The sequence below is a fragment of the Lapidilactobacillus achengensis genome, assembly GCF_003946655.1.
Lineage (GTDB): Bacteria > Bacillota > Bacilli > Lactobacillales > Lactobacillaceae > Lapidilactobacillus > Lapidilactobacillus achengensis.
In genome coordinates this window covers 92,438-115,307 of sequence record NZ_RHOV01000002.1, presented here as the reverse complement: position 1 = coordinate 115,307, position 22,870 = coordinate 92,438, and the positions used below count along the sequence as shown (strand labels likewise).

At 44.7% G+C, this 22,870-nt stretch carries 24 protein-coding genes; 17 read left to right on the top strand and 7 right to left on the bottom strand.

Annotated features, from left to right (window positions below; all coding sequences use genetic code 11):
* Positions 1–18: 18 nt before the first annotated feature.
* The 5 genes from EKM94_RS01980 (at position 19) to EKM94_RS01960 (ending at position 2,703) form a co-directional block, all read left to right on the top strand.
* Entirely contained in the window at positions 19–561 is a 543-nt protein-coding gene (locus tag EKM94_RS01980) for a hypothetical protein (protein ID WP_125596661.1), read from the top strand.
* Entirely contained in the window at positions 562–867 is a 306-nt protein-coding gene (locus EKM94_RS01975) for a hypothetical protein (protein ID WP_125596658.1), read from the top strand.
* 104 nt (positions 868–971) lie between these two features.
* Positions 972–1,949, top strand: a complete 978-nt coding sequence (locus EKM94_RS01970) for a GMP reductase (RefSeq protein WP_125596655.1) — start codon at positions 972–974, stop codon at positions 1,947–1,949.
* A gap of 266 nt (positions 1,950–2,215) precedes the next feature.
* A complete protein-coding gene (locus EKM94_RS01965) occupies positions 2,216–2,449 on the top strand; it encodes a DUF1858 domain-containing protein (RefSeq protein ID WP_125596652.1) in 234 nt (77 codons plus the stop codon).
* Complete coding sequence (locus tag EKM94_RS01960) at positions 2,446–2,703, top strand: DUF438 domain-containing protein (RefSeq protein ID WP_125596649.1); 258 nt, start codon at positions 2,446–2,448, stop codon at positions 2,701–2,703. Before EKM94_RS01965 ends, EKM94_RS01960 begins: the two co-directional genes overlap by 4 nt.
* Before the next feature lie 118 nt (positions 2,704–2,821).
* Here EKM94_RS01960 and EKM94_RS01955 read toward each other — a convergent pair whose 3' ends face one another.
* Positions 2,822–3,985, bottom strand: coding sequence for a radical SAM protein (locus EKM94_RS01955; protein WP_057823588.1), 1,164 nt, complete (start codon positions 3,983–3,985; stop codon positions 2,822–2,824).
* A gap of 575 nt (positions 3,986–4,560) precedes the next feature.
* On the opposite strand from EKM94_RS01955, the gene EKM94_RS01950 reads away from it, so the two are divergent.
* A complete protein-coding gene (locus EKM94_RS01950; protein ID WP_057823587.1) occupies positions 4,561–6,153 on the top strand; it encodes an ATP-binding cassette domain-containing protein in 1,593 nt (530 codons plus the stop codon).
* Between the two features lie 138 nt (positions 6,154–6,291).
* Here EKM94_RS01950 and EKM94_RS01945 read toward each other — a convergent pair whose 3' ends face one another.
* The gene (locus EKM94_RS01945; protein WP_449826293.1) at positions 6,292–7,617 is read right to left on the bottom strand and encodes an IS4 family transposase; all 1,326 of its coding nucleotides are present in this window, start codon (positions 7,615–7,617) and stop codon (positions 6,292–6,294) included.
* A 108-nt stretch (positions 7,618–7,725) separates the two neighbouring features.
* On the opposite strand from EKM94_RS01945, the gene EKM94_RS01940 reads away from it, so the two are divergent.
* On the top strand, positions 7,726–8,799 hold the full coding sequence (locus EKM94_RS01940; RefSeq protein WP_125596978.1) for an IS30 family transposase: 1,074 nt from the start codon (positions 7,726–7,728) through the stop codon (positions 8,797–8,799).
* A gap of 816 nt (positions 8,800–9,615) precedes the next feature.
* On the opposite strand, the gene EKM94_RS01935 is transcribed toward EKM94_RS01940, so the two are convergent.
* From EKM94_RS01935 to EKM94_RS01920, 4 genes are all read right to left on the bottom strand, one after another.
* Positions 9,616–10,851 carry an XRE family transcriptional regulator gene (locus EKM94_RS01935; RefSeq protein WP_057824529.1) on the bottom strand — a complete coding sequence of 412 codons (1,236 nt, stop codon included), beginning with the start codon at positions 10,849–10,851 and terminating at the stop codon, positions 9,616–9,618.
* A 279-nt stretch (positions 10,852–11,130) separates the two neighbouring features.
* Entirely contained in the window at positions 11,131–11,505 is a 375-nt protein-coding gene (locus tag EKM94_RS01930) for a hypothetical protein (RefSeq protein ID WP_125596643.1), read from the bottom strand.
* The gene (locus EKM94_RS01925) at positions 11,505–11,873 is read right to left on the bottom strand and encodes a DUF961 family protein (protein WP_125596640.1); all 369 of its coding nucleotides are present in this window, start codon (positions 11,871–11,873) and stop codon (positions 11,505–11,507) included. The genes EKM94_RS01930 and EKM94_RS01925 overlap by 1 nt, the downstream gene beginning before the upstream one ends.
* 453 nt (positions 11,874–12,326) lie before the next feature.
* The gene (locus EKM94_RS01920) at positions 12,327–12,593 is read right to left on the bottom strand and encodes a hypothetical protein (protein ID WP_125596637.1); all 267 of its coding nucleotides are present in this window, start codon (positions 12,591–12,593) and stop codon (positions 12,327–12,329) included.
* Between the two features lie 164 nt (positions 12,594–12,757).
* Between EKM94_RS01920 and EKM94_RS01915 the strand changes: the two genes are divergently transcribed.
* From EKM94_RS01915 to EKM94_RS01900, 4 genes are all read left to right on the top strand, one after another.
* Entirely contained in the window at positions 12,758–13,351 is a 594-nt protein-coding gene (locus tag EKM94_RS01915; protein ID WP_125596634.1) for a helix-turn-helix domain-containing protein, read from the top strand.
* Positions 13,352–13,415: 64 nt separating this feature from the next.
* Positions 13,416–14,564, top strand: coding sequence for a site-specific integrase (locus EKM94_RS01910; RefSeq protein ID WP_125596631.1), 1,149 nt, complete (start codon positions 13,416–13,418; stop codon positions 14,562–14,564).
* Positions 14,565–14,714: 150 nt separating this feature from the next.
* On the top strand, positions 14,715–16,157 hold the full coding sequence (locus EKM94_RS01905) for a DUF438 domain-containing protein (protein WP_125596628.1): 1,443 nt from the start codon (positions 14,715–14,717) through the stop codon (positions 16,155–16,157).
* Positions 16,150–16,713, top strand: a complete 564-nt coding sequence (locus EKM94_RS01900; RefSeq protein WP_164511057.1) for a macro domain-containing protein — start codon at positions 16,150–16,152, stop codon at positions 16,711–16,713. Before EKM94_RS01905 ends, EKM94_RS01900 begins: the two co-directional genes overlap by 8 nt.
* Positions 16,714–16,902: 189 nt before the next feature.
* Here the strand turns inward: EKM94_RS01900 and EKM94_RS01895 are convergent, their stop codons facing one another.
* Positions 16,903–17,748, bottom strand: a complete 846-nt coding sequence (locus tag EKM94_RS01895; protein WP_125596975.1) for a putative RNA methyltransferase — start codon at positions 17,746–17,748, stop codon at positions 16,903–16,905.
* A gap of 315 nt (positions 17,749–18,063) precedes the next feature.
* Between EKM94_RS01895 and EKM94_RS01890 the strand changes: the two genes are divergently transcribed.
* From EKM94_RS01890 to EKM94_RS01865, 6 genes are all read left to right on the top strand, one after another.
* On the top strand, positions 18,064–18,324 hold the full coding sequence (locus EKM94_RS01890; protein ID WP_125596622.1) for a hypothetical protein: 261 nt from the start codon (positions 18,064–18,066) through the stop codon (positions 18,322–18,324).
* Between the two features lie 28 nt (positions 18,325–18,352).
* Positions 18,353–18,625, top strand: coding sequence for a hypothetical protein (locus EKM94_RS01885; protein ID WP_125596620.1), 273 nt, complete (start codon positions 18,353–18,355; stop codon positions 18,623–18,625).
* Positions 18,612–19,274, top strand: coding sequence for an HD domain-containing protein (locus EKM94_RS01880; RefSeq protein ID WP_125596617.1), 663 nt, complete (start codon positions 18,612–18,614; stop codon positions 19,272–19,274). Before EKM94_RS01885 ends, EKM94_RS01880 begins: the two co-directional genes overlap by 14 nt.
* A 224-nt stretch (positions 19,275–19,498) precedes the next feature.
* Complete coding sequence (locus EKM94_RS01875; RefSeq protein WP_125596614.1) at positions 19,499–20,143, top strand: deoxynucleoside kinase; 645 nt, start codon at positions 19,499–19,501, stop codon at positions 20,141–20,143.
* Positions 20,144–20,583: 440 nt separating this feature from the next.
* A complete protein-coding gene (locus EKM94_RS01870) occupies positions 20,584–20,937 on the top strand; it encodes a hypothetical protein (RefSeq protein WP_125596611.1) in 354 nt (117 codons plus the stop codon).
* A gap of 296 nt (positions 20,938–21,233) precedes the next feature.
* The gene (locus EKM94_RS01865) at positions 21,234–22,724 is read left to right on the top strand and encodes a glycoside hydrolase family 1 protein (RefSeq protein WP_125596609.1); all 1,491 of its coding nucleotides are present in this window, start codon (positions 21,234–21,236) and stop codon (positions 22,722–22,724) included.
* Positions 22,725–22,870: the final 146 nt, after the last annotated feature.

Here is a 22,870-nt window from a genome sequence, read left to right as displayed (position 1 = left end):
AAATGAATTTGAACGATCATGAATGAATTGGTACCACAGTTGGGCAATCGTCGCAGGCGATTGCTCTTTTTTGTTGGGGTTGATTGCAGGTTTGGCGGGTTTGGATGTGGACGCAACCGGCTGGGACTGCTGTTGCGGACTGGAACGTGGTGGGCATCGTTTGAAGCCAATCCGCAAGCCCAGCGGCTTGGCTTCAAATCGAGCCTTGTCCTAAGCGGCAAAGCCGCAAAGGACAATTTCACCACTGAGCCGCGCAGTCCCAGCCGGTTGCTAGGCGGAATTGAGCTCATCTGCAATCGAAGTTGGGTATTTGACGAAGTGCTCTTGCAAGCTAGAGGTCAAACAATTGTCCACTTTTGTGGTGGTACGGCAATACCAACGGATTTTGATCAGGAGGTCGGGACACTTTGCGTAGACCGAACATCCGTACCTGTTTTCTTAACAGTCCACGGGTGGAAATTGACCGATTCAGTTGATTCACCGAGAACTAGCTTTGTTTATCAGGCGGATTGTACCGGTGTCACCAATTTAAGAATCATAACCACTAACCACGGCCGTTAATTGCGGGGCTCCCCATCAATTGACCATAGCCTGTCAGCCGGCGTGAGTGCTCAACCGGCTGCTATAACGTTGAGCGGCTGGAGCGGAGAAATTCGGGGTGAGATCGCCGTGTCGTTATTCTTAGCGGCTTTGCCGCTTAGAATAAGGCTCAGCTTTGAGATTCGCGGGTTTTGCGAAGCTCAAAGTGACGCCCACAGCGAGCTCACCCCGAATTTCGCAGCGCAAGCCGCGGCCATAATTGAAATACTTAATAACTGCCGCACCAGCTGCAAGAATCTCAGCCATCAAATGAAAAAAGGACAATAAGGATAACAATACAAATATAGTTCGTATTTTACTTGCATATCGGCTGACAAATTGTTAAGATAGTTCTGGCTTAAAAAATATACGAACGATATAGGTGAGTGTGCATGAATACATTTGATTATGATGACGTCCAATTGATTCCCCGCCGCTGTGTGGTCAACAGCCGTCAAGAAGTGGCGACCGCAGTGAAACTAGGGGATTATGAGTTCAAGATCCCAGTGGTCCCGGCCAATATGCAAACGGTGATCAATGAACCTTTAGCGCTATGGCTGGCGAGTCATGGCTATTTCTATGTGATGCATCGTTTTCAACCGGAAACGCGCCTCGCCTTCGTTCAGAAAATGCATCAACATAACTTGTTTGCCTCGATTTCGGTGGGGGTAAAACCAGATGAATTCAAATTTGTTGAGGAATTGCGGGCGGCCCAAGCGACGCCGGAATTTGTGACCATTGATATTGCCCACGGTCATGCGGATTCGGTGATCGCGATGATCAAATTCATTAAGCAAACGTTGCCAGAGACTTTTGTCATCGCCGGCAATGTGGGAACCCCTGAAGGCGTGCGCAATTTGGAAACAGCAGGCGCGGACGCGACGAAAGTGGGCATTGGTCCTGGCCGCGCGTGTATCACAAAAATCAAGACAGGCTTTGGCACTGGTGGCTGGCAGTTGTCCGCGCTGGAATGGTGCGCGGCCGCCGCGACTAAACCAATTATCGCTGACGGTGGGATTCGAACTCACGGCGATATTGCCAAGTCGATCCGTTTTGGCGCCACCATGGTGATGGTCGGCTCAATGCTGGCCGGCTTTGAACAATCTCCCGGCCAAATCGTCGAGCATGCGGGCAAGGTCTATAAGGAATATTTCGGTTCCGCTTCCGAAAATCAAAAACACGAACATCATAATATCGAGGGTAAACATTTACTGTTGCCGTTGAAAGGTGATCTCTACCAAGAATTGACGGACATGGAAGAAGACTTGCAGTCGGCCATTTCTTACGCGGGCGGGCGGGATCTGGCCGCATTACAAGCCGTGGACTATGTTTTGGTCCGCAATACCATCTATAATGGGGACCACGATTAACCAGCCGTTTTATCAAACCCAATATCATCAATCAAAAAAGTTTCACAGCCGGCGCCGGTTTTCGGTCGCCGGCTTTTTTGAACGTGTTCGCTGCCAAAACACTAGCTAGGCTAATGCTCGAAGTCAACCCGTTGCGCTGCGCACTCTGCTTTTTCCTGTCTAATGGGTTTGGAAGCGCCTTTTTTTCAGGGACAATAATTGAATTGTCCACAATTAACTCCTGGCAACATGGTACAATGGGGGTGTAGAAAAGTGAGGTTTTGCGGATGACAACGAAGACAATCAGTTTGGATCAGCCGGTTTTTGACTTGCTTAACCAGGTTCCTGAGGTCCAGCCGGTGATGATCGCGATCGGTTTAGATGGCGTGACTAACCCGCTCATGTTACAAACCGCGGGGCGCTTTATGACCTTGCGTAAAGGCGCGAAAATGAAAGAAATCCCCTTAGTACAACTAATAACGGCGTTACATAACGCCGGATTCGAGGTGGCAGAAGTATGAGTGGAGCTGATCAGATCAAGCATAACGCCGTTTATCGTCAGCAGAAGATCGTGGAGATTTTGAAACTATTGCATAACGGTGGTTCCTTCGAAACGGCCAAGGCGATTTTCGATGAGACGTTTGACCAAGTTGACGTTGCCGAGATTACTTCCGCGGAACGGGAGTTGATCGCCAGGGGTTTGAGCTTGGATTTCTCTCAAATGCTTGTACACCAGGGATTTCACGGATATATTCAGGATGATAATCCTTCGTGAAGGTCATTTTGAAGGTTATTGATAATAAAATTTGAAGTCTGTCGAGGCGTGTGTCGCTGTCTGTGAAAATGGATAGCGTTTTTTGTTAGATTAACATAAATTCTCTTTCATGGAAGTCCTATTTTTTAAACGGACATTGTACTCGATTACTTCCATTGCTTGTTCCTGTGGCTATTTGCATACGTTCCAAGAATGAAGAGTTATCAGAAATTTGTTCGATGGGTAATTCATTTATTGTTCCAATTTTCATATAGTCTATTTTCCCGATTCCGCATCCATAAATATCCCCATCTTCAAATATTGACCAAAGAAGCGTTCCGGCAATACAGCCCAAACAGCTTAATTGTAAATTTTCACCTTGTTCCTCAAAATAAATTGGAATAATATTCTCAAAATCTCTTTTAGCATTATTAACAACACGAGTAAAATCCTTGGCGTAAAAATGTTGATTAGATGCTCGCCCGATATTTGTTATTTCGCCAACCGCAACATTGCTCACACCTAATTGTGCACAATATGCAATTGTATCGTACAGTTTTTTAGTGTCGTTTTGAAAAAGTGTTGTAACACTAACTTGGTGCCCACGAGCTATGCATGATCGAATAAAGTTGGTGGTGCTCTTAAAGGAGCCCTTTACTTGTGTAAAACTATCATGCTCTAGAGGATTGTCATAATATAAGGAAACTTGTACATTTCTGCCGAGTTCTATCAGAGCATTCCCTTTTTTAGGGGCAATTTTGAAACCAGAAGTACTGAATGATATTAAGAAGTTCTTTGATAGCTCATCTATCAATTCATTGAAATGCCTGTATAGAGTCGGCTCACCACCAGACAGTGTAATCAGCGGTACTTTACCTATGAAATGATTTAGGAAATCAACTAACTTGTTGAAGTCTAATTCCTTTGGTTTCAGAATATCCCCCTTATAACAATGCTTACATTTCAAAAAGCACTTATTGGTTAACGAAACATGAAACTCAAGTGGATAGGATTTTCCTTTCTCTCCAGTAATCATAGGAAGCGAGTATGCACAATCTTGCAATGATAAAAAATTTTCATTATTATTCAAAAACTTTGCAATAAACTTTTCGGTTTCATTGGCAGTTAATCCCAAGGAAATCAGTTTACTTCTAAGATTACTACAACTATCAGATTCAAAATAGAGCTCCAGTAAATAGGACTCTACCACATTAAATCTAACAATCTCACCACTAATTAGGGTTCCATAGATTTGCTCCTTATACCAGTGAAATAGTGCAAATTTAGATAAGTCAAAATACATGACACTCCACCTACTCTGCAAAATTATGTACCCCTGAGACCAAATTGGGACACTAAATTCTGTTGCTAATTTTTGTTTTTGATAATTGGCCGAATGATGTTGTACGGTGTTCCACCGGGGCAAGGCATTCCCATCTGTTTACGTGAGCCTTTCTTTTTGCTGTATTTTCTTATTTCACTCAACATATAAATTCCTCCATAATCGGTGCTGGCAAAAGAAGTAATAATTAATACTGTGCTTTAATTCTTTAAAACGACAAGCCTAAATCTTATGTGAAGTGTTCAATGCGGTCTCGGGGCAGTTGCTCAATAAAAAGCAATCTTAATGATAATAATACCACAATTAAACTAACTGTCGATAAATGTTTTGTATATTATGCTAATCAAATAAATTTTAAAATATTAAATCACAGATTATAATAATCCTTTGAAAACCATCAAATAATGTTATTAAACTATGAATTGATTATTGAAAAACAATTAATAATGTGATATATTGTTGCGGTATATTAGACTTAATTGACATATCTAATGCTTAATATTAATTAAAAAAATAATTATTTACGGAGGATAACAGTGAAACTTTTATCAATTAAAATAAAATTCTGGTATTTATTAACACTAGTTGCTACGGTTTTATGGAGTGCAATTTCTGTATTAGTACCGCTGATCAGCGGACGGTTTATCAATGCTGTTACAACTGATCCTCATAATATCTCTGGAATTTATTTTTGGCTGTTTCTGGTGTGTTCAGTACTTCAAGCAACGTTCTCAGCAATCAGTACATTTCTCAGCCTTGATTTAGTCAAACGTGTTAAAAATTTTTTCAGAATCAATGTTGTCCGTTCCTTATTTGCACATCGAAAGTATCAAGAAAAATCATTATCTTCTGCGATTACTGATATTAACGTTAGTAGCTCAACTATTGCTGAACAATACGTCAAGGGTGAAATCGATATTGTCAACTGCATTAGTATGATCATACTTTCATCGGTTGGTCTATTCACAATTAACAAAACACTTTCTGTGGTGATAATTATCATCAGCATAATAATTGTAGTTTTTCCGAAAGTTTTTTCGAAGAAGAGCCAGAAAAACCGCGAAGATCAAATAAACGCTCAAGATATATTAAATAAAAGAACCACTTCATTCGTAAAAGGTATTGAGACGCTTTATAATTTTGGTGCACGAGGCTATTTTAAGAGGCTACTACTAAAAGATAACAGTGCAATTCTTTCCACTGAAGGTAAAGCCAACAACTTTAAAACAGTAACGTACACAGTCAATGCTTTCTTACAAATCACAAAAACATTCGTTATTATCGGACTTGGTGCCTACTTGATTACGAAGAATCAACTCTCTATCGGTGGACTACTAGCGGCGATTCAAATTGCTGCAACTCTTGGTGCACCCATGGAGGTTTTATCAATGTTGCTATACTCACGGCGTGAAGTCGAACCAATTGCAAAACGTGTTCAAGCATATACGACCGAACCAACTACTGAAGCTAAAGTAATAATGGATTCGATTGTAACGGTTAACTTCAATCATTATGGTCAAAAAATTGACGGAAAAGAAGTATTACATGACCTCTCCTTGACTTTTGAAAAGAAGAAAAAGTATTTAATCGTTGGGAAAAGCGGTTCTGGGAAATCAACTTTATTGCGAGCAATTTCAGGTGTAACCGTAGGGGAACAATATGGTGAGCTAGCGATAAATGGCCTTTCTGGAAAATCATTCAAACAAATTAAACTTGTAACACAGTCTCCGGCTATCTTTCAAGCAAGTCTCGCTGATAATTTGTTCTTAGGTGAACGTGTTGATAATCAACGGTTGCAACAAATGATCAACTTTTTAGAATTAAACAATTTAACTGATAGATTTGATCTGATGAATGATAGTATATCTGAAGAAGATCTATCTGGAGGCGAGCGTCAAAGAATTGCATTAGGACGCGCCTTATTGGCAAAACCTGATGTATTATTACTTGACGAGTTTAGTTCAGCACTAGATCCAGATCTTAGCCTAAAATTGGAAAAGCATTTATTGGAACTCCCCTGCATGATTATTTCGGTCTCTCACCATGTTAATCGCGAATTATTTGATCAGTATGATGAAGTTGTGGAAATTGCCAATGGCGTTGTTATCTCTATCACAAATCCGGCGTAACCTATACCCCATTGGAAGCAAGTATTAAATGCCTTTTTGGATAAAGACTCACGATTATAGGAATGATGCTAGGAGCTAAATCATGAAAGCCCAAATCAAGCTTGATTCCTTGTCACACTAGGTATCAGACCGATAAAATTAGATACCAATGTCCGTCAGTTCTGCGCCAATTATTGTGCCAACTTGTGGCGTTAACTGGTTAAACAAATTATTAATCAAGGTAGTAACGCGCGTACTAATTTTTGGCTCGGCTTGAACCATATCGGATAAGCCATCGAGCAATTGTGTTACCGCCAGCGTCAAATCTAATACTGGCAGTAATGTATTCAAATTATGGAAAATATCACCCAATGTTTGGTCATTTGGTTGATGTCGTTGTTGCCACGCCAACAGATCGTAAGCCATCATCGTGATTGCCATATGCGCACAAAGGCCATCGTAATCTTGGAACCGCACGGTAGCTAGACGAAGATATTGCTTAGCTGCCCGAAAATAATTCTCGATCTGCCATCGCCGTGTATAGAGGCCAATGATTTTGGTCGGTGTTAAGGTCGTATCAGTGGTCGCTAGTACTAAATAATCATTGCCTCGATGAGCTTTAGTCACGAAAACTAATTTTATCGGTAACTCAACACCTGACCGTTCAGCCTTAACAATACAACTGTACAGATAGTGTGTGTGCGTTTGCCGGTTTGACCGGCGTAAGTGGCGATACAGATCAGGAATCGTGTATTCTCGGCTCCAATAACGAAAGTAGCTTTTCTTGGTCCGTTTGAGCATACCCACACCGACTAGACCAAGGCGTTTAAGTGCCAGCAGTAGCTTAGATGACGTAAACCAACTATCAAAAAGGACATATTTTGCCTTGATCCAGTTGGCCAGTGCTTGTTTGATTAAGGCCAGGCTAACAGTTGGCATTTCTTGCATAGCTTGAGCCCGTCGCTGTCCAGATAGCGTCCGCCAATCCAGCGTTGACGCTGGTGCCCTAACGCGATTTGAGGCTTTTTTGGATGATAAAACGGCCGTTGTCACTGGTAGGACCAATTGACCGTTACTCCAAGCAATGGTCAGTCCACGAAAGCCAGTCAGATGGCGACTTTTATCGTGGTCAAAGGTGTTCGCCAACAATTCAGTTTGCTTTGCGCTTAGGCGTGGGATCAGTGTATCATCGACGATTAAGGCGCCACTATGGCGTGCATCTAATCGTTTAGTCAAACTAGCAATTACCCGCTGTGCTAGCTGACAGCTTAGGCGTTGCCAATTAATTCGACCGTCATCGAGCATGTTGTAAATCGTGCGCTTAGTGCAAAAAGTCGGTGCTTCGGCACGATAGAGTGTTTGACGCTGGAAAATTGTTTTCAACACCCAAACCAATACAGGGCCTAAAGAAACATCGGAGTGCCGACAATCATTTAGCCGGTGCACCAAGTTGGGTAAATGAACTAACTGACAAAATTGAGAAATAATTTTAAACCGCGCGTTTTATAATTAAGTTAGCCACCCAGCCAAAATGGTAAAAAAAAGACACCAAGACGAAAAATTCAGGTATCATTGAAGTTCCTACAACAAACAATGAAAGAAGTTTTCGTCTTGATGCAAGAACAGTCTATCACACCACGCCCAAAAGGTCACCATTTATCGGAAATCGAACGCGGTCAAATCGCCGCTTGGCACATTGAAGGATGCTCAGCACGGCAAATAGCGATTCGATTAGGCGTCTGCCACCAGACCGTCAATAATGAGCTCAAGCGTGGTCGAGTCACGCAAGTTAAACGCGTTAATAATCAGAAACACTACTTTGAAATTTACAGCCCTGAAGCCGCTCAGAATCGCTATGAAATAAAGCGGCAAAACTGTGGACGTCCATTAAAATTTAGCCAAGTGACGGCCTTCTTAGCCTACTTTGATGATAAGTTCTGCCATGAGGGCTGGTCGCCGGACGCTGCTGTTGGTTATGCCCGTAAGCACCGGTTATTTAAGCCGGCCAAAATGGTCTGTACGAAGACTTTGTACAACTATATCGATGCGCAACTATTGGAGATCCGTAACCTTGATCTGCTGGAAAAAACAAAACGCCGGATGACCCAACACCACTCGCACCAACATCAGCGCCTACTCGGTCGTAGTATTGAAGAACGGCCAAAGCGAGTAGAAACGCGCCACGAGTTTGGTCATTTTGAGATCGATACTGTCATTGGCAAACGTGCTGGTAGCGAGAGTGTCCTATTAACGTTTACCGAACGTAAAACGCGCTATGAGATTGTCCGCTTGATCGAGGGTAAAGACGCCGAATCTGTGGCTTATGCCATGCAAAATATTACGGCTGAATTCGGTGACGTTATGCGGACAGTTACGGCGGATAACGGAACAGAGTTCACCACGCTAACGGCTGCGCTTGAGGGTGTTGCCGAGACTTATTATGCCCACCCTTATAGCTCGGCCGAACGCGCCACTAATGAGGTCCACAATCGTATACTCAGACGTTACTTTCCTAAGGGGCAATCACTCGATCTAGCTACACCCAGTCTGGTCCGTCAAGCTGAATCTCGGCTCAACCATCTCCCGCGCCGCTTACTTAAGTTCTGTACACCAGCTGAAGTATTTCGAAAGGAATTAGCACGTGCGCGCAAAGGCCGAGCCGCCTAATCCTGATCCACCTGGAACTCCCATGAGCCCTTTCGTCTGTGTGCTTTATCGGCACTGGCTAACTTACTATTGCAATTTGCGAATAATTTTAAACCCGCGTTTTTTCGTTTGATCTTGAGGTATACTAGCCATAGCACAAGCACTCCTTGTTGTATTTGTGGTTTAGACGACTCAAGTATACTTCAAGTAGTTGCTTGTGTTTAATTTTGGGTAAAAATAACTTACGGCGACATGGGATTAAGGCTAATATGAACTTTCATGATTTAGCTAGGAGCCTTTGTTGTGCCTCAAGGTTGTCCTCATAGGCTGGACGTTGGTTACTTTTTGAGACGAGTTAGTGTAATTCACATCGCCTTATTTCCGTCCATCTCTGTAGCCCTAGCTGCATAGATCAAAAATCAGGCTAGTAAGTGGACTGCACCAGCCAGTCTCCATTTATTGCAGGCTTACACATTTGCGAAATTTAATGGTGACGATGTCGCTTTGAGTAAAGCTGAGCGTTATTTGAAAGAAATTGATATTGATGTGAGTGACCTTTTTAAGCAGGATATGTAAAGCGTTATCGGAGATTCACATCAATGGAATTATCTATGTGTTTTCCCTGATAAGTCTCAAATGTTTTCTGTTGGTGCGGCTTGCTTTTAGACTGTTTCTACCAGTCCTTGAATCGGTCTGCGAATAACTGAATAAGATTAGGGAGATTTATGTAATCACATTCAAATTGATGAATGTGATTTTTTGATTCCGTTTAACACTTAACTTCTATTTATCGAAAACATATCTTTTCATTTTGTCGTACGGACGTAATAATCACAACTAGTTTTCTTTTACGTGCCAATCCTTATCTTCAATGACTTCATCGCGTGTTGCTAACATTGCCGCGAGCATCTTCTTTTGTCGTGGCTTCATCTCTGATTTGTTGACCAAAGTATCTAATAAGACGGTGCCTGTTGCTTTATCGGCTTCACGTGTCGTTGCGATTGTTGAGCTGAATTGATGCGTCAACGCGTTAAACGATCTTTGATAATTATATTCTCGTGGCTTCAGAACGAGTTTAACTTCTTCTGCGTCGTTAAGGAGATCCAACCAGTCCTGCGAAGCTTGCCATTCACTTCTAGGAATATTAGTTTGTTTCGGCCGATCCAATAGGGTGAGGTAATGGTCGATCACGCCGAGGACTAACCACATGTTATCTGCACATTCTAAGAACTTAACCGCAATATCTTCCGCATAATCATTTTTGAAACGAACTTCATAGCGATTCTTGATGGCTTCATCTTCGGGCAACTGATTATATTTATTCGCCTGCTCCTGATCTTTTTCATAAAAGACAATACGAAGGTTTGATTTTGGTGTGCCGAAGTAAATAGTTTCGCCAGCGGTGTAGGCAATGTCATCATTATCATCACTTGGCGTAAATCCAGAGAAGTTGCCACTATATTTTTTAAACTGACTACTGAAATTTCCTTGTTTAACACGTTTGATCACATCGGGGATATTAAGGATCGGCAGATAATCATTGATGGCGATATCGATCCGTTTGAAAACACCGTTGTTGTGCAAGCAGACCGCGAAGAAACTCGTCCATTCTAAACCATCTTCACCGAATACTTGCTCATATTCGCGACAACCTTGTCCAGTTAGCTCAATAATCACACCTTGTGAGGCTTTATTTGGATCAGATAACACTCTGATACTCCCATAACTAAGTATCTGTGGATAGAAAGGCATTCCATATTCTTCGGCGACAAAGAATTTCGGTCGCAAATTTAAAATCTTCTTGATCACTTCGTCCGGCTGTAGATTATTAAAGCGAACTTTGATGTAGTCAAAGATTGAGTCTAGTGGGTTACCATGATTGATCAACCAGGGCATGAACTGTGTGATTTTTTTTAAGACCTCTCCAGTTGGTAGGCGAGTGCCTTTTTCGTAACGGGATAATGTTGAACGTTCAATATTAAGAATATCTGCTAAAGCCTGTTGTGAAAGGCGGTTGCGTTTACGATAGGTTTTTAGTGCTTGATTCAGGGGGATATTTTCGAGTTCTCTCATTGTTGGCACTTCGCTTTCTTTGATTTTTTAGCTTTGCTTGACACATTTTTTAATTGTTTTTGTGACAGCGATTAACGTTGATATAACGGTATTTATACGTCAATTTTACTTGCTTTTCTTGATTTCAACCCCCGTGTTACAGTTGGGGGTTGAAGGCGGCGGCTTTCGCCGCCGCCGAGTCGCTAACGTTCCCGAAAATGATACATTTCCGCTCACTACACCGACACGTGCCTTAAGCTACCGCCGGCACTGTCCGCAGGATACCTGCTCCCGTCTGTGTTACGCGCCACTAATTTTTCCTTGACCGTTCACTTTTCTTAAACCAGTGATCTTGATTTGAAAGAAGTTATTCACTTCTTTTCTCGTTGGGTCGGGAAGGATAGAAAATGGTTTAAACTCAGCACCGATCAAGGTCACTTCATCTCCAAAAACAAAGTTGCTTTCTAATCTACCAACGAGGGTGACGATCACGGCACCATGAAAGTTCTTACTATATAACTCAATTCGTGTGGACTTAACTTCATCTAGGTCGATGTCACCAGTCAAATCTTCAGGGTGATACTCAGACAGAATTTTTTGAAATTCTATTCTTCCAAGCGTTTCATCAATCTCTGGATAAAACTTATTTGGATCAATCCCAAAGGTGGTTGTCATTAGCTTTCCTCCGTAAACTTGAGATCACTGGCAATGATGATCAATAGCGATTTAGCTTTATAGCAAGTATCGCCGTCTTCGCTTTGATAACGATCAATCAATGATCTAACTTGTATTGTTGGATTGACAAGTTCACAGGGCATATCAAAGTTGAGATCACTCATTTTATTCGCACGATTCGAGATAAAAACGTGAATGGCGCCTGCTTGTACTTCTGAACCGAGTTCGTAACATCGATATTTTAAAATTTTAACTGATCGTCCACGCTCAGATTGATTATCGTATTGATCTAACGCTGGTGTGGCGTTACGAAAAGTGAGTTTTCCTAATGTTTTTTCAACATTAAATTTTACCGTATCAAAATCCATGACCTCGCTTCTTTCTCGTTCTGAATTGATGAATCGATCCGCTCATATCATCGCGCTTCGTCTATGGATAGAAGGTTCTTATTCATAGATGTAGGTATCTTAACCAATCAACCGTTTCAACGGTCTAGCATGCAGTTTTTCTTACAGCACGGTCAGCATGTGTACTAAACACCCTGAACTCTACGTTTTTCCTAATGGTACTCGCAACCCGCGGCGAATTCGCCTTGACTAATTCTCAGTATCGACTAGAATGATTATGTCAGTTATTATCCTAGGTGTTTGAGTCGTCAATTCGGCTTAAATGCCTTTTTTATTTAGTTGTCAAAGATCAATTGAGACTAAGGACTTACCGTCTCAGCTCAACAATTGAACGCCTGCGCTCAACCGCTGAATCAAACGATAATTAAGATAGATGTTGCTTGCATTGCTCGCCTCGACAGCGCTTTGCTTATTTTAAAACTCGTGTGCTTTACAATACTGATCTAATGTTGCCTTGTCATACCGCTCAATGTTTTCTAGAGACACTCTAGGAATATTGAGCTTTTTAAAACTGGTCACGGAAATGCTTAGGTAATCTGCCGCTTGTTTCTGGTTCAAGTACTGCGGGTAAGCTTGTTGCTGGATCAAAGCCTGGAAAGCTTGTTGTGCTGATTTGACGAACATCAAACTAATTTCCGCTTGTACCTCATCTGGAAGTGCAAATTTCATCTCGCTAGCCATTTGGATCATCTCCTAATATTATTTAATGTCGGTTATAATGAAGTATTAATGCTTCATTTATTTAAACATATCATATCGCACGTTTGTTCTTATGTCAATCAATTGATTCTGGAATATTGAAATTATTGAAGCGCTTATGCTACAATGTATTTGAGGTGAAACACATGATAAAAAATAATCTTTCTGTATTACTTGCGGAACGTGGATTGACGGCTATTAAAGTTTCGGAAGAGACCGGAATTGCGCGATCGACGCTATCAAGTTTGACACAGAATAATAGTAAGATGATTCAAATTGAAACGATCAATACACTTTGCAAATTTCTTAAAATCACGCCAGCGGATTTTTTCGACTATACGCCTATTGAAGTGTTGTTTGATTTAGATATTCTTCCTGTGGAGATACAGCCGAACCAAAGATTCTTTTTTGATTTAGATGGTACGATTGAGTTTACTCGTTATGATGAAGGTATAGGCAGGCTACACTATACGGGAACAGTAAAATATGAAAAGGACTTTTTTTATGACCAGACTCGTGAAGAGATATTCTCTCGTAAGGTTTCCTTTAATCCGACGACAGATCCGTCAATTTTCTTTGATCAGTTAAGTGTTTCTTTTCAATCATTGATTGAGGAGAACTTCTCATCTTTTGTGTATGATCGCATTTATGAATTAGAACCCAAGTATGAGATCCCAAATCCGATTGCTAGTGTGGGAACGCCGGATTTTAGGTATCATAAGTCAGAGGCTCATAGATAAGTATTAACTATTATCACTACATAGCACGTCTCGACAGCGCTTTAGCTATGGAAGGTTGATAGATATGGCATCATATAAGCAATATGAAACGAAGCAAGGTAAAAAGTTTTGGAAATTTGATATTTATTTGGGGACTGATCCGCAAACTGGGAAACCTAAGCATACGGTTCGCAGAGGTTTTAGCACACAAAAAAAGGCTTCACTTGCGGCGGCTAGGCTGGAAGTTGAAGCTTCACGTGGTGCGATCGAGAAAGATAACAATATTAGTTTTCAAACGGTCTATGAGCAGTGGTATCAGGCATATGTAAATACGGTGAGTGAAAGTACTTGGAATCGAACCGCGGGTATGTTTGATAATCATATTTTACCGGCCTTAGGTAAATATCGAATCAGAACGATCACAATTGCCCAAATACAAAGGGCGGTCAATGAGTGGTTCAAGATCGCGGCTCGCAACTACAAACGTTGGTATAACTATGTCGTCGATGTTTTCGAATTCGCCATCAAGCATGGCTATCTGGAAAAGAATGTTGCCAAACTGATTACGGTTCCGAAAAAACGCGAAGAAGCGGGAGATAAGTTTGAAAATTTCTGGGATAAGGCGCAACTAGCTGAATTCTTTAGCTATCTTGATCCAACCTTGGAAATGGAAAAGTACACGTTGTTTAGAGTATACGCCTTCTGTGGTGTGCGTCGTGGTGAAGCCTTAGCGTTGACATGGAATGATATTTCATTCAAAAACGGGACAATGCGGATCAATAAGACGCTCACACAAGGCGAAAAGGGTAGGCAGATCATTCAAGCGCCGAAGACGAGAAATTCACGGCGTACCATTGATTTAGATCCTAAGACGCTGAATGATCTTAAGCAATGGAAGGCTCTTCAGAAACGTAAATATTTGATGTTAGGGTTTAACACACTCCAGCCAAATCAATTAATCTTTGCGAATAATAAAAATGGGTATAAGTCTTTGAATACACCAGCGAAGTGGCTGAAGTCAATTCGAGTCGCACATAACTTGACCAAAGTGACGGTTCATGGATTTCGGCATTCGCATTGTTCAGCGCTGTTTTCTGCAGGCGCGACGATCAAAGAAGTGCAGATGAGACTTGGTCATGCGGACGTGGCAACGACGTTAAATATTTATACGCACGTTACCAAAAATCAAAATAAAGAGGTCGCAAATAAGTTAGCGCATTATCTTGATTTCTGATTTCGTGACGGTCAAATTGACGGTCATCTGGTGGTGATTTCTGAGAATCAATGATATCGAGGGGAAATAAAAAACCAGCAACCACGGCGTTTTAACGCTTCGTGACTACTGGTTAATATCAGTAAATGGGTGGCCAGCGGATTGAACCCGATGGAGATCCAACATTTGTGTAACGTTCATGCCGCGGTTTTCAAGGGCAAAATCACGGACGACCAGACAGAAACACCGGATCAAGAACAACCAGGTCATCCGGTCCAAGTTTTGAAATTGGAGAACTTGATCATCGGGTCATTGCTCAAGGATGAATTGTTGCCTTGTTTGAAGAAGTGGCAACAATCCGGGACGGATGAACTGTATTTAGAACGGATGCGCCGGGCTTTGGCGGATTTAGCGACGATCGACCGTCATTATACGCGCAAGGAAAACTTGATTTTCCCATTGATGGATAAGTATGGAATCACTGCGCCGCCGAAGGTCATGTGGGGCGTGGATGATCAGATCCGGGACTTGATCAAGCAAGCGAATCAGTTGGTCAACGCGGCGCCATTGCCGGATAAATATGTTATTGAACAGGCGATCGAAGCGGCCAACAAAGAAATCAAAGAGATGATCTTCAAGGAAGAAGAAATCATGGTGCCCATGGTCAATGAGGTCTTCACCGTGGCGGACTGGGGGTTGATCGCGGCCGAAAGTGATCCGATCGGCTACACCTTGATCGCGCCACCATTGCCTTGGCGACCGACCGCGGCGCAGCTGGCCACGGCCACACCTCAAGTGGATTCGAAGATTGCGAATGAATTGAATGAGATGGCGCAAGCGCTGGCTGCGCAAACGAATCCCAACCGGCCCAAGATCGATCCGCAGGTCAAAAATTACAAGGTCAATGAATTTAAAACGCAGATCGGCGCCCCGACACAAGCAGCAGCGCCAACCGCGACCACGCCACCGACACCACCAACCACGGCACCTGTGGCCGCTCCGGCCCCGGCGCCATCAGCGTCATCAGCATCAACCGGGCCAACCGCTGGCGCCCGTGATCTAAGCGGCGATTATCAACCGACGCATTTATTGTTGAGCGCCCAAGGTTTCGCCCAAGTCGCTTTCAACAATGGCACCTTGGATCTGGCCCAGTTGACGGGGATTTTCAAAGTGCTCCCGCTTGATCTGACCTTTGTGGACGCAAATGACCAGGTCGCTTGGTTCTCCGATGATGGCGATCGGGTTTTCCCGCGGACTAAAGCAGTGGTGGGCCGGGCAGTGGTCAATTGCCATCCGCCAAAAAGCGCCGATCGGGTTTTGAAAATTCTTTCAGATTTCCACGACGGTGTGCGGGATCATGCCGATTTCTGGATCGATTTCCGTGGTCGCCGGGTCTATATTCGCTATTTTGCCGTTCATGATGAGCAAGGGCAATACGCCGGGTGCTTAGAAGTGACCCAAGATATTACCAAAATCCAACAATTGACCGGACAAAAACGTTTGGAAGATGAAGCGGCACCGACTTCCGATGCTGCGTCAGTTAGCGCTGATCCCGCCGCGGCCGATCCGGCTGCCGCGGCGGACACAGACGCCCAGGCAGGTGGGAATGACTGAGGCGCTGGTTTTGACAACCGGCCAACTTGAGCTTCGCGTCTATCAAGGCGATCTGACCCAGGTTCATGCGGACGCGATCGTAAACGCGGCCAATCCGGCGATGAATCCAGGCGGTGGGGTCGACGGCGCCATTAATTTGGCGGCGGGTCCGCGGCTAGCGCCTTTGCAGCGCAGTTTAGGGCCCTTGGCTGTTGGTGCGGCGGTGCTAACGCCAGGCTTCGACTTACCGGCGAAATTCATCATTCATACAGTTGGCCCGATTTATCGTCCAGAGGCCCATGCCCGTGTCAGTCAGCAGTTGCAACAATGTTATCAGAGCTGTCTGGACTTAGCCGCGGCCCAAGAACTGACCAGCATCGCTTTCCCCGCGATCAGTACAGGGGTCTATGGCTTTCCCATCGGGCTGAGCCTCCCCCTAGTTGCCAGCGTTTTGCGGACTTTTGGCCGCCAGCCTAGTTCCATCCGCCGCGTCGATTTGGTTTGTTTCAAGACCGCCGCGGCCGCCAGTTATCAAGAATACTTCGCCGTTGATTTTGGTGAAACGATTTTTCGCTGAGGGCCAATCATGACGGCTTGCCGCCAGCAGTTATTCCAGCAGTTATTGCACCAGTTATTCAACTAAGTTATCCCACCAGTCATTCAACCAGTTATTGAAAAAATCGACCTGTCCCATTTGCGGGAACAGGTCGATTTTGTGTGGTCCAGTTATCAGAATTTTCCGAACTAAAAGCGACATACTTAAGTTTTAGTGAGCTTGGATCACCCGCAGATCGATCGTAATCGCCGTGAATGGATGCGCGGCCAAAGCGGCTTTTTGGTCGGCGGAGGCTTGCCATTCCAATGGCGACATTTGCATCAAATCAGCAAAAGCCGCCGCGTCTGGAAGTTGGTAGGTGTAAGTCAAGCGGGTTTGCTGGTCAATGGTCATTTCTTGGGCCAAATGGTCGAGCACGCGCTGATTGGAATAGGCGATCTTGTCGTCGGGTAGGAAATGCTGGCGCAATTCTTGCAGATAGTGGGCCTCGGGAATGACTTTCAGCAGGTGACCGTCGGGACGCAACACCCGCTGAAATTCCCGATAGTGGGATGGCGAGAAAATATTGAGAATCGTGCTGGTTTGCTGAGCGGCGAAAGGCAAGTTGGTCAGATCCGCCACACACCAGAAAGCGTTCGCCAACGGTTGTCCCGTCGCCAAATAAACGCCGTCCTTGCTAATATCAAAACCAATCTTAGCTTCACTGGCTGGGCGGGCCTGCCCCAGCTGCGCCAGAAAACCACCTTCACCACAGCCCACATCAATGGTCAACGGATTGCTTGCCGGTAACCAACCCTGCAAGAGCGCCACCAAAGGCTGGAAAATCCCGCGCTGGATCATACGTCCCCGAGCGCTGAGCATGTCCGTGTCATAGTCGGTTTTGATTTGATGGGGTAAGAAATATAAAGTGCCCTTCTTGGAAAGGTCGAAAGCATGCCCATTGACACAGGTCAAACCAGCCGCGGCACTGGTTAAGCCCTCCTGGCACAGCGGACATCTAAAATAGTGAGCATTATTTTGGAGAAACAATTGAGCGCGTTGACTTTTTTTCATAATCGTCACTTTCTTGAAACATTTTTTGAAATTGATCCGTTTTAGCGGTTGGGACATTTTGCATGCTCTTTCTAAACTTTGGCGAAGATGCGATCACCACTGAGATAGCGGCCTTCAAGACGGCGATTAAATACGCCAACCAAAATTAATCAGAGAGATAGGAGATAAATGGACGCATCAAACCAACCTAATTATTTATTGTTGAGTGTTGCAATTCTTCAAATTTCGGAAGTAAGAATCGCGATTATCGAGAAATTTTAAGGCCATTCGCAAAATGTTAAAAAAACATTTTGCATGCTAGGAACATCTTTATCCGCTTTGAAACATTTTTTGGTGAGACCGGGCAGATCGGTAGAAATCGCCATAGCTTATCAGACAGACTGCACTGGTGTCGCCAATGTAAAGCTTGTAATCACTAACCACGGTCGTCAATTGTGTGGTTCCCCATCCATTGACTATAGCTTGCCAGATGGCGTGAGTGCTCAAACGACTGTTAAAACGTTGAGCGGCTGGAGCGGAGAAATTCGGGGTGAGATCGCCGTGAAATGGTTGAGAGTGCGAGCCGACCTGGGTAGCTAAGCGGAAGAAGCTAGGTTGGCGAACACGTTTGGCGGCTTTGCCGCTTAGGACAAGGCCTGATTTTGAGACAAGCCGCGCACTTTGCGGATTGGCTCAAAACAGTGCCCACAGCGAGCTCACCCCGAATTTCGCAGCGCAAGCTGCGAACAATTTACTTTTAACACTCAACGCAAGCAACAGCTTTCTTTGCCGCCGCAGATATGCTAAAGTTTATTTTAGCATTTTTGGTGGCGGTCCGCGATGGTCCGTTGCCAATTGCGCCAAGAAGTCAGGTTGGAGGAATCAAGATGGTAACAATTGAACGCATCGCCCAGTTCGTAGCGACCCAAGCAGCTGGCGATCATTCGGGACACGATTTGGCCCATATTCATCGTGTTGTGAACTTAAGCGATTATTTAGTCGGTTTTTATCCTGATGTTGACCAAACCGTGGTGTTGGCGGCGGCCTGGACCCATGATGTGTTGGACGAGAAACTGGTGTCCGATTCAGCACAATTGCAGCAATTGCGCCAGGCGTTGACCGCTTGTTATCACGCGGCTGGTTTAAGCTCAGATCAAGTGACGGCGGTTTACGCGATCATTGACCATATGTCTTACGCGAAAAATCTCCGGAATCATTGGACTTTGACGTTGGCGGGCCAATTGGTCCAAGACGCTGACCGTTTGGACGCGATCGGTGCGGTGGGCATCGGCCGGGCCTTCTATTATGGCGCCAGCACGGGGGCGCCAATGTTCGACCCAGCACTACCACCGCGGGAAAATTTGGATCACACGGCTTATCGCCAAGTTACGCCGGTGATCAACCATTTCTACGAGAAACTTTTCCGATTAGGCGATTTAATGAACACGCCAGAAGCCAAGCGGATCGCCCAAGAACGCACGGCGGTCATGCGCCAATTCGTCGCCGAATTCAAGGCGGAGTGGCAGTTTGGTGCTTCCCAGGATAATTAAGTTGCGCGGGGCCAGCCCTGCTGTACTACATTTAGTGGGTCGAAGTTATTTTAAACACAAGAGAGTGTATTTTTCTGCTTGAAAAAAGGGCGTAGCTTTTGTATGATAGATAAGGTGTTTTTGACGCGATGGTCAGCAGGCTGGTCATCAATTCTCATTGGCCGTCAAAAATAAGGATCGCCTGACTCGCGACGGTCAAGTCTAAAAAGAATGGAAAGAATGTGATGACAGTTTTAGTACTTAGTGGGGCCATTGGAGCCGGCAAATCATCATTAACAGGATTGATTGCGAAACGTTTGGGAACTGAAGCTTTTTATGAGAGTGTGGATGACAATCCGGTCTTGCCATTATTCTACGAAGATCCTAATAAATATGCCTTTCTCTTGCAGATCTACTTCTTGAATACCCGTTTCCACAGTATCAAACGGGCCTTGGCGGCGGACAATAATGTTCTGGACCGCTCGATCTACGAAGATGCGTTGTTCTTCCAAATGAACGCGGATATGGGGCGGGCGAACCAAACCGAAGTCAAGATCTACAAGGATCTGTTGGCGAACATGATGGAAGAAATCAAAGGAATGCCCAAGAAGAATCCCGATTTATTGATCCATATCGACGTGTCTTACGAGACCATGTTGAAGCGGATCACCAAGCGGGGCCGGTCTTACGAACAAGTCACCACAGATCCTTCCTTGGTCAAGTACTATCACACCTTGCTGGATTATTACGAGCCTTGGTATGAGAATTATAACTACTCACCTAAGATCCGCATTGACGGTGACAAGTACGATTTCGTGGAGAACGAACAGGATCGCGTCATCGTCCTGGACCAAATCGAAGCGAAGTTACGGGAAATGGGTAAAATTTAATTGAAAAATCGAGTTTGCATCAGCGAACACCGTGATCCCAACTCAATCAAAATCGAGAATCCCAGCGCAACTCAGCGCTAAAGGAACGACAGCCGGCAAATTAGGCTGTCGTTTTTTGATATAAGCGAATGATGAAGATAGTGAATGATGAAAATATAAAATTATAAAAACATCCCGGAAAGGCGTCAACGCAGCTTGAAAAGTTGAAAATAACTGCCCCGAAATCCCAGAAAAATATGTTCCAGTGTTGCCCTCTAAAACAATTGAAGCGAACGATTTGATGAAGTGCTTCTGCAAGCGAGCGGTCAAACAATTGCCCGTTTTTGAGGGGTACTGCAATATCAACGGATGCAGATTTGTAGGTCAGTAAATCTCGGATAATGCCGGCAACTTTATCTCACTTACCTAAGCGGTCTTGGGTTGGAAACTGACCGATCAAGTTGATTCAACGAGAGCTCGCCTTAGTTCATCAGACAGACTGTGCTGGTGTCACCAATTTAAAGCTGGTGACCACTAACCACGGTTGTCAATTGCGTGGTTCCCCATCAATTGGCCATAGCTTACCAGCTGGCGTGAGTGCTCAAACGGCTGTTATAACGTTGAGCGGCTGGAGCGGAGAAATTCGGGGTGAGATTGCCGTGAAATTGTCCTTGGCGGCTTTGCCGCTTAGGACAAGGCCTGATTTTGAGACAAGCCGCGTACTTTGCGGATTGGCTCAAAACAGCGCCCACAGCGAGCTCACCCCGAATTTCGCAGCGCAAGCTGCGGCCAAGCTACTTTTTTTGCTAGGCTAATGCTCAGGAGCTACCCGGGTCGGCTCGCACTCGAAACGTGCTCCACACAACTGACTTCTGCGCTTAACTACGCACTTGTTCCGGAAGCAAAGGACGCTTCCAAAACAAGAGCTAGGTTAATGCTCAAAGTCAACCCGTTGTGTTCCGCACTCTGGTCCAATTTTGACAGGAAAGCGGGTGATTTTCGCCGCAGTTGACGAGTCAGCGCTTCCTTCGCCGCGGTTACATGGTACAATAAACAGGTAGACAGCCGTAAATCGGCTAATAAAATGATCCGAGAAAGGTGCGATGATTTGATGGCTTTTAAGCAAGATTTTCTCTGGGGTGGCGCGACTGCGGCTAACCAGTACGAGGGCGCCTATTTGACAGACGGCAAGGGGTTGAACACTTCCGACGTGATGACCGTGGGCTCCGCGACGAAATCGCGTTCCATCACTTGGCGTAATCCAACGACCGGCGAGACCGGTAGTAACCCAGCAGGTTGGGGCGGTCCGACCCGTGTCGTCCCTGAAGGAACCGTACCTGCGGATGTGGCCGGGTATTATTATCCTAGTCATGAAGGCACCGATTTCTACCATCATTACCAAGAAGATATTGCCCTGATGGGTGAGATGGGCTTCAAGACTTTCCGGCTCAGCATGAACTGGGCGCGAATTTTCCCAACCGGTGAAGAAACGCAACCTAATCAAGCCGGTCTTGATTTCTACGATCGGGTTTTTGACGAGTGTAAGAAGTACAATATTGAACCTTTGGTGACCTTATCCCATTATGAAACGCCGCTAGCTTTGGCAATCAACTATAATGGTTGGGCCAGCCGCAAATTGATTGGCTTTTTCGAAAATTATGCTACAACTGTAATCAAGCATTATCAAGGTAAAGTGAAGTATTGGTTGACCTTTAATGAAATCAACTGTATGGAATTCGCGCCATTCGTTGCTGGTGGCGTGATCGACGGCACACCGCAAAATAAGGCGCAAGCGGCTCATAATCAGTTGGTTGCCAGCGCCAAGGTGGTCAAGGCCGCGCACGCGATCGATCCGACGATCCAAATCGGCCAAATGCTGGCTTACGGACCTTTGTACGCCTACACGTGTGATCCGGAAGATCAGATCAAAGTGATGGAAGGCATGCAACAATCCTCGTTTTATTCTGACGTGCAAACCGGCGGCCATTACCCTGAATATCAGTGGAAACGCTATGAGCGCCAAGGTATCACCTTGGATGATCGTCCGGAGGATTATGACCTGTTGGCGCAGTACCCAGCTGACTTCTTAAGCTTCTCTTGCTACGGGTCCAACGTGGTCACCACGCATGAGGAAACCGCGAAAAGCGATGGTAATCTCGGCCAAGGTGGGATCAAGAATCCTTATTTGGAAACCAACGCTTGGGGTTGGGCGACTGACCCAGAAGTTCTGCGCTTAGCATTGAATACCTTGACGGATCGTTACCACAAGCCATTATGGATCGTGGAAAACGGGATTGGTTGGGCCGATGAGATCGCCGCAGATGGCAAAGTCCACGACGACTATCGGATCAAATATCTCCAAGCGAATATTGGCTCAATGAAACGGGCCGTTGACCTAGATGGCGTTGACCTGATGGGGTACACCATGTGGGGCTGTATCGACTTGGTTTCCGCCGGGACTGGTGAAATGAAGAAACGTTATGGTTTTGTTTACGTCGATCGCGACGACGCTGGTCACGGAACATTGAACCGGATGCCGAAGGATTCCTTCTACTGGTACAAGAAAGTCATCGCCAACAATGGGGCCGATCTGGCCAACTAACGCCAATTTTTTCGACAGAAAAATAGCATAAAAATCTAGTTATCCGCATAAAAACTGGACTTATCACACTTTATCAAGGTCAAAACCACTCAATTTACTACTAATTTACTACTTATGAATGAGCTTTGATACGACGATTTATCCTT